This is a genomic window from Streptomyces sp. NPDC025651 (genome assembly GCF_055558735.1).
The window spans coordinates 276,541-291,185 of record NZ_JBVHLZ010000009.1; the positions used below are offsets into that span (position 1 = coordinate 276,541).

At 72.4% G+C, this 14,645-nt stretch carries 13 protein-coding genes; 7 read left to right on the plus strand and 6 right to left on the minus strand.

From position 1 onward, the window contains the following. Window positions 1-3: 3 nt before the first annotated feature. Complete coding sequence (locus tag ACZ4D5_RS29965) at window positions 4-417, minus strand: VOC family protein (RefSeq protein ID WP_467775558.1); 414 nt, start codon at window positions 415-417, stop codon at window positions 4-6. A gap of 100 nt (window positions 418-517) precedes the next feature. Here ACZ4D5_RS29965 and ACZ4D5_RS29970 point away from each other — a divergent pair, with 100 nt between their 5' ends. Further along, window positions 518-928 (plus strand): NUDIX hydrolase, encoded by a 411-nt coding sequence (locus tag ACZ4D5_RS29970; protein WP_467775559.1) that lies wholly within the window; start codon window positions 518-520, stop codon window positions 926-928. A gap of 42 nt (window positions 929-970) precedes the next feature. Here ACZ4D5_RS29970 and ACZ4D5_RS29975 read toward each other — a convergent pair whose 3' ends face one another. The 3 genes from ACZ4D5_RS29975 to ACZ4D5_RS29985 all read right to left on the minus strand — a co-directional run bounded on the left by ACZ4D5_RS29975 (window position 971) and on the right by ACZ4D5_RS29985 (window position 6,145). Next, the gene (locus tag ACZ4D5_RS29975; RefSeq protein WP_467775560.1) at window positions 971-1,699 is read right to left on the minus strand and encodes a hypothetical protein; all 729 of its coding nucleotides are present in this window, start codon (window positions 1,697-1,699) and stop codon (window positions 971-973) included. Between the two features lie 43 nt (window positions 1,700-1,742). Then, the gene (locus ACZ4D5_RS29980) at window positions 1,743-3,170 is read right to left on the minus strand and encodes a hypothetical protein (protein WP_467775561.1); all 1,428 of its coding nucleotides are present in this window, start codon (window positions 3,168-3,170) and stop codon (window positions 1,743-1,745) included. 125 nt (window positions 3,171-3,295) lie between these two features. After that, on the minus strand, window positions 3,296-6,145 hold the full coding sequence (locus ACZ4D5_RS29985) for a glycoside hydrolase family 2 TIM barrel-domain containing protein (RefSeq protein ID WP_467775562.1): 2,850 nt from the start codon (window positions 6,143-6,145) through the stop codon (window positions 3,296-3,298). Window positions 6,146-6,510: 365 nt separating this feature from the next. Between ACZ4D5_RS29985 and ACZ4D5_RS29990 the strand changes: the two genes are divergently transcribed. Beyond that, window positions 6,511-9,057, plus strand: a complete 2,547-nt coding sequence (locus ACZ4D5_RS29990) for a polysaccharide lyase family 8 super-sandwich domain-containing protein (protein WP_467775563.1) — start codon at window positions 6,511-6,513, stop codon at window positions 9,055-9,057. Between the two features lie 43 nt (window positions 9,058-9,100). Here ACZ4D5_RS29990 and ACZ4D5_RS29995 read toward each other — a convergent pair whose 3' ends face one another. Both ACZ4D5_RS29995 and ACZ4D5_RS30000 read right to left on the minus strand, forming a co-directional pair. Continuing rightward, window positions 9,101-9,316 (minus strand): ferredoxin, encoded by a 216-nt coding sequence (locus tag ACZ4D5_RS29995; RefSeq protein ID WP_467775564.1) that lies wholly within the window; start codon window positions 9,314-9,316, stop codon window positions 9,101-9,103. Window positions 9,317-9,325: 9 nt separating this feature from the next. Beyond that, on the minus strand, window positions 9,326-10,561 hold the full coding sequence (locus tag ACZ4D5_RS30000) for a cytochrome P450 (protein WP_467775565.1): 1,236 nt from the start codon (window positions 10,559-10,561) through the stop codon (window positions 9,326-9,328). 176 nt (window positions 10,562-10,737) lie between these two features. Between ACZ4D5_RS30000 and ACZ4D5_RS30005 the strand changes: the two genes are divergently transcribed. The 5 genes from ACZ4D5_RS30005 (at window position 10,738) to ACZ4D5_RS30025 (ending at window position 14,575) form a co-directional block, all read left to right on the plus strand. Continuing rightward, window positions 10,738-11,355: a TetR/AcrR family transcriptional regulator gene (locus tag ACZ4D5_RS30005; RefSeq protein ID WP_467775566.1), complete on the plus strand. Its 618-nt coding sequence runs from the start codon at window positions 10,738-10,740 to the stop codon at window positions 11,353-11,355. Between the two features lie 116 nt (window positions 11,356-11,471). Beyond that, the gene (locus tag ACZ4D5_RS30010; RefSeq protein ID WP_467775567.1) at window positions 11,472-11,975 is read left to right on the plus strand and encodes a DUF4188 domain-containing protein; all 504 of its coding nucleotides are present in this window, start codon (window positions 11,472-11,474) and stop codon (window positions 11,973-11,975) included. A gap of 60 nt (window positions 11,976-12,035) precedes the next feature. After that, window positions 12,036-12,593, plus strand: a complete 558-nt coding sequence (locus ACZ4D5_RS30015; RefSeq protein ID WP_467775568.1) for a GNAT family N-acetyltransferase — start codon at window positions 12,036-12,038, stop codon at window positions 12,591-12,593. Window positions 12,594-12,604: 11 nt separating this feature from the next. Next, window positions 12,605-13,414, plus strand: coding sequence for a class I SAM-dependent methyltransferase (locus tag ACZ4D5_RS30020; protein WP_467775569.1), 810 nt, complete (start codon window positions 12,605-12,607; stop codon window positions 13,412-13,414). 528 nt (window positions 13,415-13,942) lie between these two features. After that, window positions 13,943-14,575 carry a fimbrial biogenesis chaperone gene (locus ACZ4D5_RS30025; protein ID WP_467775570.1) on the plus strand — a complete coding sequence of 211 codons (633 nt, stop codon included), beginning with the start codon at window positions 13,943-13,945 and terminating at the stop codon, window positions 14,573-14,575. Window positions 14,576-14,645: the final 70 nt, after the last annotated feature.

Below are 14,645 nucleotides of genomic sequence, written 5' to 3' on the forward strand. Positions count from 1 at the left end.
TCCCTAGTGGGCGTTCCCCAGCGGCGCGAAGAGGTCGACGCCGTTGCCGTCCGGGTCGAGCACGACGGCGTACCGCTGCCCCCAGGGCGCGTCGAACGGCTTGAGTCCGCTCCCGTACCCGGCGCCCACCAGGTCCTCGTAGGACGCGTCGACGCCCTCGGGCGTCGTGCAGTGGAAGGCGAGTCCGATGCGCCCCGCGGAGGCGGGCGGCCGCCAGCCGGGGTGGAAGGAGCGGATGGTCTCCTCCGTGTCGAGGGCGAGGCGCAGGCCGCCGGGCAGGGCGGCCTCGGCGTGCGGCGCGCTCTCGGACCCCTCGGGGAACTCCAGTCCGATCCTGCGGTAGAAGGCGAGGGAGGCGGCCATGTCGGAGACGACGAGGCCGATCAGGTCGAAGCGTGGCGTGGGTGTGCTGTTCATGTGCGCGAGCGTAGGCGCGGGGCGCGCGAGGGGTCTTGAACGAATCGGACACCACCTGCACGACTGTCCGGACCCCGCGTTCCCCGCTACGGTGGAAAGCATGGACTATCCCGGCGACATCCGGCTCGCGGCGGCCGTCGTGGCCCATCGAGGCCGCGTCCTGCTCGTGCGGCGCAGCGAGACCGAGCGGTTCCTGCCGCGGGTGTGGGGTGTTCCGTGCGGGAAGCTCGAACCGGGTGAGAGTCCGCGGGACGGTGTGCTGAGGGAGCTCAAGGAGGAGACCGGACTGCTCGGCCAAGTGCTGCGCAAGGTCGGCGAGTCCTCCTTCGTCAGCACCTTCCACGGCCACGAGGTGAAGAACTGGCAGGACAACTTCCTCGTCAGGCCGCTCACCTTCGACGTGGCGCTGCCGCTGCCCGACCAGGCCCACCGCTGGCTCGCCCCCGGCGACCTCGACTCGGTGGACATCGACGACTACAACCGCGAGATCGTCCGCCAGGCCTTCCGCTGATCCGGGGGCATCCGGCCCGATCCGGGGGCATCCGGCCCGCCGTCAACCGAGCAGCTCCGCAAGGCCGTTCAGCTCGGCCAGGTAGTCCGCCACCTCCATCGGCTTCTTCGCCACCGCCGAGGCGTCGGCCTCCGCCACGGACGCGGTGGTGAACACGTCCGTGTAGTGCCGCCGCCCCGAGCCCGTCTCCAGGAACAGCGTGACCGTCGGCCCCCGCGAGGCGCACCACGCGCGGTGCAGGACGTGCGGAGGCAGGGCGTAGCCGCCGCCCGCCGCGTACTGGGCCGTCTGGGTCAGCCGCAGCCGTGCCCGGCCCGCAGGTTCGAGGAGCCAGTCGCCCTCGTCGCCCGCCAGGGACTCGCGGTACCAGGGCGCGACGACGCCGCCACCGGTCTCCGGGTCCTCCGCTTCGTACAGCTCCATGCCGAGCGCGCCCCGCACCACGTACGAGGCGAGCGGCGAGCGGTGGTTGTGGACGTCCTCGCGCGTGTGCGCGCCCGGGTGCCAGATGTGGGCGCGCAGCATGTGCCGCGGCCCGCCGTCGATCAGCAGCAGCTTGTCGAAGCCGAGGATGTGGCGGTACGAGAGCCGCGCGCACCCCGAGGGGTCGCCGAGGCCCTGCGCCAGTTCGCGGACGAGCGGCAACAGGCGCTCCGGAGCGCCCAGTTCGGCGATCACCGTGCGGGCGGCCCGCACCAGTTCGTCCCCCGTGGACCCGTCGAGGGCCTCTTCCAGGAGCCGCCTGGCGACATGGACGTGCGGACCACCCACGGCACTCTCCCCCGTTCCCGCGCACGCGCGCCGAGCCGGGGGTTCAGATACCCGGCTGATACATCCATACGGCATGTGCCCGCAGCGCCGAAAGACCTTGATAGGTCATCCACATCGGGTGGGCGAGATCGTCACCGTCCCATGTCCAGATCCCGCCGTCCTGCCGGCGCCAGACCGCGGCGGCCGCGCCCGAGACCAGCTCCTGCCAGGCCGTTTCCAGGCCATCGTCCGCCGCGGTCCGCCGGGCGCCCTCGGTGAGCAGGGCCCGCAGCACCCAGGCCGCCGCGAAGTGCCGTACGGAGAGCACCTCGTGGCGCGAGGCGTCCACCGGGTGCGGGCGGCGCACCGTCTCGTGGCTGCTCTCCAGGTCCTCGCAGCCGTCGTGCGCGGGTCCCGGGCAGGACAGCAGCCAGCGGATGCCGTCCTGGCGGGTGGCCTGGGCGTTCGCGTCCTCGCCGAGCACGCGCGCCGCCCGGTCCAGGGCGACGACGGCCTGCGCGGTGTGCACGGGCGACGGCGCCACGGGCCGGCCGCCGAGCGGCGCGAGCCTGGCGCCCCAGCAGCGGCGGTGCGCACGCGCGGGGTCGGTGACGGCGCCGTCGACGAGCACCTCGCGCAGTCGCGGCAGGGCGGGCGAGTACGGGGCCGCGCGCAGCAGTCCGCGCAGCACCGTGGTGACGACGTGCGTCATCTCCAGTCCCGCGGGCTCCAGTTCACGGCGGAAGCGGTCGGCGCACTGTGCGGCCTCCTCCGCGAGCCGCACGGGGTCGGCACCGGCCCGCGCGAGCGCGCCGAGCACCAGCGCGGTCACCTCGGGGCGCGGCACGGCCCCTTGGGAGCGCGCCGCCCAGCCGCCGTCGGGAAGTCGCAGCCGCCACAGCGTCTCGACCAGGTCGGTGGCGCGCAACCGGCCGTCGGGCACGCCCAGTTCGAGCACGACGTGCAGTCCGTACGCGGTTCCGGTCGCCGTCGGCCGCACCGGCTGCGCCTCCTCGTCGAGGGCGTGCGGCCAGCCGCTGAGACGGCCCCGCAGCGGATCGTCGAAGACGGTCAGGCGCTCGGTGAGCGTGGCGTACGAGGCGGCCGAGAGGCCCGGCAGCGGTCCGGGTCCGCCCGTCGCCCCGTCCTCCGCCGCGGCCGTGCGCCCGCCGCGCGGCGCGGGCACGCCGTCGAGGGCGACGGCGGGCTCGCCGTCCGCCGCGCCCCTGGCCCGCATCAGGGCGCCCGCGAGCCAGACGGAGAGTCCCGTGCCGAGGCCGCTGACCACGGCGAGCGAGTAGCGGGCGGTGTCCCCGAAGAGGCTGTCGGGCAGCAGCCCCACCAGGGCCTGGAACACGGCGTATCCCACGGCGATCGGCCCGAATCTGCCGAGCCATGCCACGAGCCGCCCGGACGGCGGTCCGGCCGGCGGCTCGGGCGGCGCGGGCGGTCCTGCGGGGTCTGCGCCGCCGCGCACGTGTGCTGTATGCATGAACTCCACTTACCCATATGACACATGACACTGGTGACGCGAGGGAGTCGACGGACGGCCGCACCCATGATGTCCGATGTCCATGAGAAGGAGACAGAGTCAGGTGTGGTCCTGGTTCCCCGGGTTCAGCTCCGCCCGGTCAGGGAGAACAGGTACCCGAAGCGCTCGTGGCGCGCGGCCAGTTCGTACGCGGGGAGCACACCGGGGCCGCACGACTGCGAGCCGATGCCGTGCAGGCCCGCGTCGAGGTTGACCCAGACCGTGTCACCGGGCACGAGTTCGGTGCGGTGCCGGGCGGCGTCGAGCTGTTCGGTGGTCCAGCGGCGCGCGGTGAACGCGCCGTCGTGGTCGCCCGCGATCCGCAGGCCGCCCACCTCCACCCAGCGGACGTCCGGGCGGGCGCCGTTCTCCTGCGGGCGCACGTACGGGGTCTGCAGCGCGTCCACGTCGGACTCCCACACGCCGGTCATCGAGGCCGCCGCGGTGTCGGGGTAGGCCTCGCCGGGTCCGCCGCCGAACCACCGCACGGACCCGGACGCGCCGGGCAGCCCGAAGCGGACGCCGACGCGGGGCAGCGGCACCGTCCACTCGCCCTCCGGTTCGACGTCCACCGTCAGCGCGAGCCGGATCCCGTCGGACCGCCAGCGGTAGGCCACGCGCAGGCCCAGATCGGTCGCCGCCGGCGCCACCCGGGTGCGTACGGTCAAGGAGTCGTCGCCGAGCTCCACGGCGTCGAGGCGGTGGTGCACGCGGTCCAGGCCCAGCTTGCGCCAGCGCGCGGCCACCGACGGCTCGGGGCGCCAGGGCATGCCGTTGTCGTTGTCGGTGGGCGCACGCCACACGTCCAGGCGAAGATCCCTGATCTCCAGGCCGCCGAAGGAGAGCAGCGTTCCGCGGGCGTCGAAGGCGGCGGGGCCGAGCACGATCCGCCGCCGCTCGCGCACCGGGGCCACACCCCCCGGCACGGGCAGGATCGTGCCGACCTCGACGGGCAGTTGGGCCCACGCGACCACATGGCCGCGATCCGCCCACGCCGTGTCGTCGGCGAGCCGGGCCCGCACCGTCCACTGCGTCTCCGCGTCCCGGCCCCGCGTCGGCGCGGGCGGCAGCTTCACCTCTACCTGCTCGCCGGGCGCGACCGGGGGCACGGGCAGGACGCCGTCGGCCACGCTCTCGCCGTCCACCTCGTACGACCAGGTGAAGGCCAGGTGGGAGAGGTCCGCGAAGTCGTGCAGGTTGGTGATGCGCACGGTCCCCGCGCGGCCGTCGCCCTCGATGCGGACCGGCTCGATCACCTTCTTGAACTCGACGAGGCCGGGGGACGGCGTCCGGTCGGGCAGGAGCAGCCCGTCGCAGACGAAGTTCCCGTCGTGGAGCTCCTCACCGAAGTCGCCGCCGTACGCGTATCCGTACGCCGGGTGCGCCATGCCGTGGTCGATCCACTCCCAGACGAAGCCGCCCTGGAGCCGCTCGTAGGTCTCGAAGAGCCGCTGGTACTCGCTCAGGCCGCCGGGGCCGTTGCCCATGGCGTGGGCGTACTCGCACAGGACGAAGGGGAGGCGGGCGCGCCGCTCCGGTCCCTCGTCGGTGCCCCGGCCGATGCGCTCGACCTCGGCGTGGTCGGCGTACATCCGCGAGTAGACGTCGGTGTCCTCGCAGGACCTGTCGCCCTCGTAGTGCAGCAGGCGGCTGTCGTCCCGCGCGCGGATCCACTCGGCCATGGCGGTCAGGCCGCGCCCCGTCCCGCATTCGTTGCCGAGCGACCAGAAGACGACCGACGGATGGTTCTTGTCGCGCTCGACCATGCGGGCCGCGCGGTCCAGGAGGGCGGGCGTCCAGCGGTCGTCGTCGACCGGGTTGCCGCGCCAGCCGACCGCCGTGAAGCCGTGGGTCTCCAGGTCGCACTCGTCGATCACCCACAGGCCGAGCTCGTCGCACAGGTCGAGGAAGGCGGGGTGCGGCGGATAGTGGCTGGTGCGCACCGCGTTGATGTTGTGACGCTTCATCAGCAGCACGTCGGCGCGCATGGTGTCGAGGCCGACGGCGCGGCCCGTCTCCGGGTGGAACTCGTGGCGGTTGACGCCCCGGAGCAGGATCGGGCGGCCGTTGACCTTGATGAGGCCGTCCTCGACGGCGACCGTGCGGAAGCCCACGCGCAGCGGGATCCGCTCGCCCGCCGTGGCGAGCACGCCGTCGTAGAGCCGCGGGGTCTCGGCGGTCCATGGCTCGACGGGCACGGTGATCTGCTCGCCCGTCGTGACGTCGATCCCCAACTCGCCCACGGTGACGCGCCCTTGGACGTCCGAGTCCACCCGCAGCGCGCCCGTGCCCGTGCGGTGGTCGTACGAGGCGTGGACGAAGAAGTCGCCCGCGCAGCCCTCGGGCCGGTGCAGCAGTGTCACGTCGCGGAAGATGCCCGGCAGCCACCACTGGTCCTGGTCCTCCAGGTACGAGCCGGACGACCACTGGTGGACGCGGACCGCGAGGACGTTGCCCTCGGGGCGAAGGAGCGGGCCGACCGCGAACTCGTGGGCGAGGCGGGAGCCCTTGAACTCGCCGAGCTCCGTGCCGTTGAGCCAGACGCGGGCGAAGGACTCGACGCCGTCGAAGCGGAGCACGCTGTCGCCGCCGCCGGGCCAGGACGAGGGGAGGTCGAAGGTGCGCAGATGGTCGCCGGTGGGGTTCTCGGTGGGCACGCGCGGCGGGTCGAGCGGGAACGGGTAGAGCTGGTTCGTGTACTGGGGCGCGCCGTGTCCCTGGAGCACCCAGTGGCCCGGCACGGCGATCTCGGGCCAGGAATCGGCGTCGTACACGCCGGACGCGAAGGAGGTGTCCTCGGAGTCCGAGGTGGGGCAGAGGCGGAAGCGCCACCTGCCGTTCAGCGAGAGAGCGGCGGCGTCCGACGCTGCGTACCAGGATCGGGGCGGGAGGCTTCCGGTGCCGGGGGATACGTCCTCGTGGCGGGGGAGGTCCATGCGTCCATCAGACCGCGCCGGGGCGGCGCCCCACAATTGTTTCGGAGCGGGAGTTGTTGGACTCTTCGGGCACGGCTTGGACGGGCGGGGAGGTGCGGGTCGGTACGGATTCGGCCCGGACCCGTGCCTGCGCGTCCGGCTCCCGGGCGTCCTCGGTGTCGCCCCACGACAGGGTGCAGTCGAGCAGGGCGCGGTGAGCCCTTCTCGGGCATGGCGCCCCCCTTCCCCCGTGCATCGCCGGATCGGTGCCCGCTGAATCGCACCAAGATCAGGTGGGGACGGTATCGAGTGGGAACCCTTGTCGCCGGTGGGGGCTTCTGCTTGACTCCGGCCGCCGGAACGCCGCTTCGCAAGGGGAGGTCGTCATGGAGATCACGCGCAGACGCCTGCTGTCCGCCCTGTCTGCCGCCGGACTCCTGGCGGTGATCCCCGTCGGCCGCGCGGACGCGGCCCGGGTCGCGGCCGACCGTGCCCGGCTGCTCGCCAACACCGTCGCCGTCTTCGCCGGGACCGAGGCGTCCAACGCGCGCCCCGAGACGGCCGCGAAGCTCGCCGCGATCGACAAGGCGGCGCGGGCGAACCTGAAGGCCATGGACGACGCGGCCGAGGGCGAGCTCTTCGCGGGCCTGGCGCTCGGCGCCGACGAGACCAACCTCAACACCGCCTACCGCAGGCTCTACGAGATCGCCCTCGCCACCCGCGCCCCCGGAACCCCTTCCGACCTGTACGGGAACACGGCCGTGCGGCGCCGCGTGATCGACGGTCTGGTCCGGCTGCACGAGCGGTACTACGGCGACCAGTCGAAGGGCTACTACGGCAACTGGTTCCACTGGGAGATAGGCATGTCGCAGCACATCAGCAGGGCGCTCGTGCTGCTGGCCGACGAAGTGCGGGCGTACAGACCGGAGTTGATCCGCACCTACGTCGCCTCCATGGACGCCTACCTCCGCAACGGCACCGGCGGCGACGTGGACCTCGACTCGCGCTTCCACACCGGCGCCAACCTCGCCGACATCACCACCAACCGCATCCTGCAGGGCGCCCTCCTGGACGACGGGGGCGAGGCCCGGATCCGCAAGGCCCTCACCGACCAGCTGACGGTCTTCGTCACCATCGACCCGTACCACCTCGACCACGGCGTCACGGACGGCCATTACGCGGACGGCTCCTTCATCCAGCACGCCTCCGTCGCGTACACCGGCTCGTACGGAAAGGGCCTGCTGACCCGTGTCGTGCAGACCCTGAAGATCCTCGACGGCACGGGCTTCGCCCACGGCGAGGAGCTGGTGCCGACCGTGTACGGCTGGGTCAGGGACGGCTTCGCCCCGCTGATCTTCGAGGGCTGGATGATGGAGATCGTCAAGGGCCGAGCGGTGTCGCGCACGGACTCCGGCTACACCGACGTGGCGGTGGTCGTCGAGGCGGTCGTCGACCTCTCCTCGCTCGCGCGGGGCGCCGACGCCACCGCCCTGAAGAGCTATGTGAAGCACGTCAGGGCCACCTCGCGCACCGCACCCGACCCGGCCCGCTTCGTCTCCCCGGTCAGCGTCGTGCGCTACGCCGACATCGTCGCCGACGCCGCCGTGGAGCCCGCCGACCTCAACCCCGCCGCGCGCAGCGTCGCGTTCAACGCCATGGACAAGACCGTCCACCGCAGGCCCGGTTATGCCTTCGCGCTCGCCCGCAGCTCGGAGCGGATCAGCAAGTACGAGTACATGAGCGGCGAGAACCTCATGCCGTGGTTCCAGGGAGACGGCGCCTACTACCTCTACCTCTCCGGCCAGGACCAGACGCAGGCGTACGGCGTCGACTACTACACCACCGTCTCGCCGTACGGCCTCGCGGGCGTCACCGCCCCGGTCGAACAGCGCCGCACCGTACCGGAGTTGTACGGCAAGCCCTTCTACGACAACCCCGGCCACCCGCTGCACTTCACCTCGTCGTCGGAGTCGCAGAACACGTACGTCTACTTCCCGCGCGGCACGAACCGCCACTCCGGCGGGGCCGTCCTCGGCGCGTACGGCGCGGCCTGCGCGGTGCAGTCCAGCGACGCGGCGTACCACGACCGGCGCCTGCTGCCCGACGACTTCGTCGTGTACCGGAACGCGACGTCCACCAAGTCGTGGTTCCTGCTCGACGACGAGATCGTGGTCCTCGCCGCGGACGTCGGTGACGGCGCGGGGCGCGCCGTCACCACGACCGTCGACGCCCGCACCGCCGCCCCCGGCGACCGGACCTCGCTCACCGGCGTGCTCCGCGACGGCCGCCCCTGGACGGGGCCGGGCAGCGCGGAGCTGCGCTGGCTGCGCTACGCCAACGCCACGCAGGGCACCGGTGTCGGCTACGTCTTCCTCGACGTCCCGCGGGTGCGGGTCACCCAGGAGCTGGTCACCCGCAGCCGCCGGGCCGTGCGCACCGCCAACCCCGACACCGCCGTGACCCGTTCCGTCCTCGGCGTCACGGTCGACGGGGCGGCGGGGGCACGCCCCGGCCGCCTCGCCTACGCGCTGGTGCCGAACGCGGGCGAGGCCCAGCTGCGCTCCTACCGCCACGGGCCGATCGAGGTCCTCGCCAACTCCCCGCGCCTGCAGGCCGTCACGCACACCGGGCTCGGTCTGACGGCGGCCAACACCTTCGCGCCGGGGCGGCACGAGACGGCGGGCCTGCGCGTGGACGGGCCCGCCTCGGTGATCGTGCGCAGGCGGGGCCGGCACGGCGCGACCACCTCCGTCGCCGTGTCCGACCCGACCATGGGCAGGGACACCGTCACGCTCCTGCTGCGCGGCCGCCGGCTGCGCGAGGTCACCGCGGACCCGCAGGTCCGGGTGAGCCGGGTCCCCGGCGGTACCCGCGTCGAGGTGAACACCCACCACGCGTACGGCAGGAGCTTCACGGCCACGCTGGCGGGGTGACCGCCCGCGCGGCCGAGCGCGCCGCCCTCACGCCACCCCGCGGTCAGCTCTCCCCGACGCTGATGGCCTGCACCGGGCAGGCCCGCACGGCCTCGGCGACCATCGGGTCGCCGCCGCCGTCCTCGCGGCCCGGCAGCAGTTCGCTGAGGCCGTCGTCGTCCTGGGTGAAGACGTTCGGCGCGGTGAGCGCGCACATGCCCGCGCCCACGCACAGGTCCTGGTCTATGTGGATCGCTTTACCGGTCGTCTCTTTCGTCATGCCCAACTCCTACCAGGTGACCGGCAGTTCGAGCATGCCCTGAAGAGTGTCGCCCGGTTTGTGCGGGATCTCCTCCGCGGGAGCGGCGAGTCGCAGCCCCGGCAGGCGCTCGAGGAGCGAGCGCAGGGCGATCTCGATCTCGGCGCGGGCGAGGTTCTGGCCCAGGCACTGGTGGACGCCGAAGCCGAAGGCGAGGTGGTGCCGGTCGGGGCGGTGCCAGTCCAGTTCCTCGGGCGCTTCGTACGCCGTGCCGTCGCGGTTGATGAGGGAGGTGGAGAAGATGACGCCGTCATCGGCGCGGATGGTGCTGCCCGCGATCTCGATGTCCTCCTTGGCGACCCGCATCATCCCGTCCGCGATGGACAGGAAGCGCAGCAGCTCGTCGACCGCCGCGGGCATCAGCGGCCGTCCCTGCCGCAGCCCTTCCCGCAGCTCGGAGAGCCGCTCGGGGTGCCGCAGCAGCGTGAACACGCTCAGGGAGATCATGTTCGCCGTGGTCTCGTGCCCCGCGACCAGCAGGATCGTGGCCAGGCTCACCAGTTCGTCGCGGTCCACGGCGCCCGAGGCGAGCTGCTGGTGGATCAGCCCGTCGAGCAGCCCGTCGCCCGGCTCCCGGCGCTTGCGGTCGATCAACGCGTAGAAGTACGCGTCGAGTTCGTCCCGTGCCGCGAGCACCTGGTCGGCGCCGGGCCCACGCAGCAGCCGCCGCGACTGCTCCTCGAAGAAGTCGTGGTCGGCGTAGGGCACCCCGAGGAGTTCGGAGATCACGAACGACGGGAGCGGCAGCGCGAAGGCGCTCACCAGCTCGGCGGGCGGCCCCTGTTCGACCATGGCGTCGAGGAGCCGGTCGACCGTCTCCTGGATCCGCGGGCGCAGCGCCGCGATGCGCTTGACCGAGAAGCTGGGGATCAGCATCCTGCGCTGGGTGTTGTGCCGTGGGTCGTCGACGCCGAGCAGGGCGACGCTCCGGTCGCGGGACTTGGCGAAGCGTTCGGACTGCGAGGGGAAGGCGTCGTGGGTCCGGTCGGAGGAGAGGCGGGGATCGGCGAGGAGCTCGCGGGCCGCCGGCTGTCCGGTGACCAGCCACACGGAGCGGCCGTCGAAGAGCCTGACGCGGGAGAGCGGCCGCTCCTCGCGCAGCGGCGCGTACGCGGCCGGTGGGTGGTAGGGGCACGTGCGGTCCTGGGGGAAGGCGATGGGCTGCGTCGGCTGCACGGGCTCCGCCGACTTCGTTGACTCCGTCATCGATGTACCTCGCAAGCGCAGTTCTTCCCTTACGTCCCCCATTAGATGCCTGGGGCATCTATATCTCCACGGCAAGACCGGCCAGATGGCCCGCGGGGCGCATGTCCGGAATCGTCTCCTCCGCTCAACCTGCTTGCGTCTGCGGCCTCTCGGCGGTGTGTGGTAGCACTGCGGGCATGAAGGACAAGCCCGCAGCGCGCTCCGGCTACCACCACGGCTCACTCCCCGAGGCCCTCGTCACCGCGGCGCTGGAACTCCTCGACGAGGAGGGATCCGAGCGGGTCACGGTCCGTGAGATCGCGCGCCGCGCCGGGGTCTCCCCGGGGGCGCCGTTCCGTCACTTCGCCGACCGGCAGGCGCTGTTGACCGCCGTGGCGGTGCGAATTCTGGCCGACTACGAGGCGTGGCAGCTGGCCGAGGTCGAGAAGGCGGAGGGCTCCGCGATGCGCGCCTTCGGGCTCGGCTTCGTGCGGTACGCGATCCGCCACCCGCACCGCTTCGAACTCGTCAAGCCCTGGGTGTTCGGCCCCCGCCGCCCGGCCGAGCTCGACGAGCGCCTGGCCGCCATCCAGGAGGCCTTCGCAGGCGTCGTTATCGCCGACCAGCGTGCGGGCGAACTGCGCGCGGGGGATCCCGCCGTGGTGGGCCTCGCGGGGCAGGCGCTCGTCTATGGACTCTCGCAGATGATCGTCGACGGATATCTGCCACCGGACCGGGCGGAGCACCTGGCCGAACAGGTCCTTGACACCTTCGGCCTGGGTGTCGTCAACGTGGCGCGCCACAAGGGCTGTTGATCACCTGCCGATCCCTTGACCCCCTCTTCGCGCGCTGATGTAATCGCCGATTACATCAGCGCTGGAGCCAGCGCCCGCCGCGCTGCCCGCGGCGGCGCACCGACTGGGGGAGTCGCATGTTCGCCAAGCCGACGCCGGGCTACACCACCGCGGACGCCGAAGGGGACGTGACGGTCCTGCTCATCGGCATGCGCGTCAACCACTTCTGGGCGGTACACCACTGGGGGCGCGTGATGCTCGCCATGCTGCGCATGCTCCGCGAACTGGAGAAGGACCCCGGGCGCGGCCTGCTCGGCCGCGTCCTGCTGACCGCGTCACCCCGTACGTACTACGTGGTCCAGTACTGGGAGTCCAAGGACAAGCTCTACGCCTACGCCAAGGCACCCGACGCCTTCCACCACAAGGCCTGGGGGATCGTCAACCGCAAGGTCCGCGCCGGGAGGACCCGTGGACACGTGGGGCTGTGGCACGAGACGTACATCGCCCCGGAGGGCTCGTACGAGTCGATCTACTTCGACATGCCTCCCTTCGGCCTCGCGGGCGCGAAGGGGGCTCTGCCGGTGGAGCGCCGCGGCCGCACCGCCGCGGCCCGTCTCGCCCACCGCTCCCAGCGGGCGTAGGGCGCCGAGGCGGCCATGCGAAGATCCAGGGATCACGCACGGCCACTGTGGAGGATGAGGATGTTCGCGATGTCGCTGGGGGACGGAGCCGAGCTGAGCCCCCTGGAGCCCTGGCAGGCCGAGGAGTTCCTCGCCCACATGGACCGCGGCCGCGACTACATAGGCCGGTACGTGGGTCTGCCCGACGTCGCGGCCGACCTCGACGCCGCGCGCTCCTGGCTCCAGGTGTACGCCGACAGGGCCGCCGCCGACACCGGCCGCCTGTACGGCATCCGGCTCGACGGGCGCCTCGTCGGCGGCGTCCTCTTCCGGGTCTTCGACACGACGACCGGCACCTGCGAGGCCGGCTGCTGGCTGGAGCCGGACGCCGCGGGGCGCGGCCTGGTCACCCGCGCGGTGCGCGCCCTCGTCGACTGGGCCTTCGACGAGCGCGGCATGCACCGCGTGGAGTGGCTGGTCGCCGCCGAGAACACCGCCAGCATCAACGTGGCCAAACGGCTCGGCATGAGCCGCGACGGCGTCCTCCGCGAGAACGACCCCTACCGGGGCGTGCGCCAGGACACCGAGGTCTGGTCGGTGCTCGCCCCCGAGTGGCGCGCCGCACGCGCCGCCGCCTGAGGGGCCGCGCGATGACGGACGACTCCGCCCGCACCACGGTCGACGAGGCCTACGGCAACCCGCGCCTCGCCGCGCTCTACGACCCGCTCGACCCCGACCGCAGTGATCTCGACGCGTATCTGCGCATGGCCGAGGAGTTCGGCGCGCGCAGTGTGCTCGACATCGGCTGCGGAACGGGCGTGTTCGCGCTGCTGCTCGCCGAGCGCGGCATCGACGTCGTCGGCGTCGACCCCGCGGCCGCCTCCCTCGACGTGGCCCGCGCAAAGCCGGGTGGTGAGCGGGTGCGCTGGCTCCGCGGCGACGCGACCGAACTCCCGCCGCTGCGGGTCGACCTGGCCACCATGACGGCGAACGTAGTCCAGCACATCATCGATCCGGACGCCTGGCGGGCGAGCCTGCGGGGCGTCCGCGAGGCCCTGCGTCCCGGCGGACGCCTGGTGTTCGAGACCCGGGACCCGGCGCGCAGGGCCTGGGAGGGGTGGAACCGCGAGGCCACCCACGGGGTCACGGAGGTCCCCGGCGCCGGGACGGTCGAGAGCTGGGCCGAGGTGACCGACGTCGAGGGCCCGCTGGTGACGTTCCGCTGGACCTACGTCTTCACCGCGGACGGGCAGGTGGCGACCTCGGACTCGACGCTGCGCTTTCGCGAGCGCGCCGAGGTCGAGGCCGACTTGGCCGCCCAGGGGTACGTCGTGGACGACGTCCGCGACGCCCCCGACCGGCCGGGCCGCGAGTTCGTGTTCGTGGCGCGACGCCCGGACGGGGACAGGGGCCGGGAGGAGCGGCGTCAGGAGGAGCGGCGTCAGGAGGAGCGGGGCTAGGGCCTGTCCGATGGATCGGTGACTGGTTCGTGCGCCACCTGTTGGTTGCCTCGTGGGGTGGGGCGACTTATCGAGCGGCGAGTGGGCACGGCTGCGGCCCCATGTGCCCCGAAACGGCAAGCGTGGTGGCCAGTGGAAGAGCCGTGTCCGCGTACACCCCAACGTGGCCAGCCGGACGCAGAGTCACGTCCCGGCGCCCGCTGTGCCGGCCGTCCTCGTGGGCGCGGCGTTCGTGCTCGCCCTGGCGCCGCACCGAGCGTCCCGGGAGCCGGTCGAGCGAAGGCCAGGGCCTCTCACCGGGCTGTTCGGTCGGCGGGCGTTGAGACAGCGCCGAATCGTCCGACCGGCGGGGCTGTTGGGGGTGCCGCGCCTGGTGGGATGCGGCAAAGCTGATGGGCAGAGCGAAGGCGCGCACCGCTACCAGATGTGATCGCCGTAGGCGAAACGGTAGTCACCGTGTGGAGCCGCGCTGTGATCATGATCGCCGTGGGCTCGTCCGGGGTCCGCTTGCCCAACCAAGGAGGCCACATGCCGATCAAGGTCATTCCGACGCGCCTGATATATCGCTCTGGTCAGAAGAGCACGTCCGTGAACATAGCCAACCCGGGGACACGGCCTGCGCTGTGCGAGGCGTGGGTCGACGAGAGGGGCGCTGATTCACAGCCGGGGCAGGTCCAGGTGCCGTTCGTGGTGTCCCCCGCGCGCCAGATCGTGGACGGGGGCAGGGACACGGCCATCAGGATCTCCTACATGCCCGGGGCGGCCACTGCCCTGCCTGACGACAGGGAGAGCCTGTTCTTCCTCTACGTTCAGGGAACCCCGCCGAGTTCGACAGGCACGGAAGGAGACGATTCCCTGCGAGGTGCTGTTCAGCAGCGCATCAAACTGTTCCATCGCCCGAATGGGCTGCCGGGCACGGCTCTTGAAGCCGCCGAGGCGCTGCAGTTCACCTGCGCCGACGGCACGGTGCAGGTGCATAACCCGTCGCGCTATTACGTAACGCCGATGACGGTCACCGTGGACGGGGTGAGCACCGACATCCATGTCGGGAGCATCCCGCCCGGACAGACGCAAACCCTGGACAACCTCAACGGGAAAGCCGTGGAGGGCTGGTCCTACCTGGACGACATCGGGATCGAGCGCACCGCGCGACCGGCGTGACAGGTAGCCGGCTTCCGGCAGTAGCCAGCGATCCGGGTATGCCGGCACGACCGGGCAGTCCCGGCGGCGT

Coding starts and splice junctions, on each gene's coding strand:
- ACZ4D5_RS29985 (WP_467775562.1), bottom strand. CDS start 6,145: ATGGACCTCCCCCGCCACGAGGACGTATCCCCCGGCACCGGAAGCCTC.
- ACZ4D5_RS30025 (WP_467775570.1), top strand. CDS start 13,943: ATGCCGATCAAGGTCATTCCGACGCGCCTGATATATCGCTCTGGTCAG.
- ACZ4D5_RS29970 (WP_467775559.1), top strand. CDS start 518: ATGGACTATCCCGGCGACATCCGGCTCGCGGCGGCCGTCGTGGCCCAT.
- ACZ4D5_RS29990 (WP_467775563.1), top strand. CDS start 6,511: ATGGAGATCACGCGCAGACGCCTGCTGTCCGCCCTGTCTGCCGCCGGA.
- ACZ4D5_RS29965 (WP_467775558.1), bottom strand. CDS start 417: ATGAACAGCACACCCACGCCACGCTTCGACCTGATCGGCCTCGTCGTC.
- ACZ4D5_RS30010 (WP_467775567.1), top strand. CDS start 11,472: ATGTTCGCCAAGCCGACGCCGGGCTACACCACCGCGGACGCCGAAGGG.
- ACZ4D5_RS30005 (WP_467775566.1), top strand. CDS start 10,738: ATGAAGGACAAGCCCGCAGCGCGCTCCGGCTACCACCACGGCTCACTC.
- ACZ4D5_RS30000 (WP_467775565.1), bottom strand. CDS start 10,561: ATGACGGAGTCAACGAAGTCGGCGGAGCCCGTGCAGCCGACGCAGCCC.
- ACZ4D5_RS29995 (WP_467775564.1), bottom strand. CDS start 9,316: ATGACGAAAGAGACGACCGGTAAAGCGATCCACATAGACCAGGACCTG.
- ACZ4D5_RS29980 (WP_467775561.1), bottom strand. CDS start 3,170: ATGCATACAGCACACGTGCGCGGCGGCGCAGACCCCGCAGGACCGCCC.
- ACZ4D5_RS30015 (WP_467775568.1), top strand. CDS start 12,036: ATGTTCGCGATGTCGCTGGGGGACGGAGCCGAGCTGAGCCCCCTGGAG.
- ACZ4D5_RS30020 (WP_467775569.1), top strand. CDS start 12,605: ATGACGGACGACTCCGCCCGCACCACGGTCGACGAGGCCTACGGCAAC.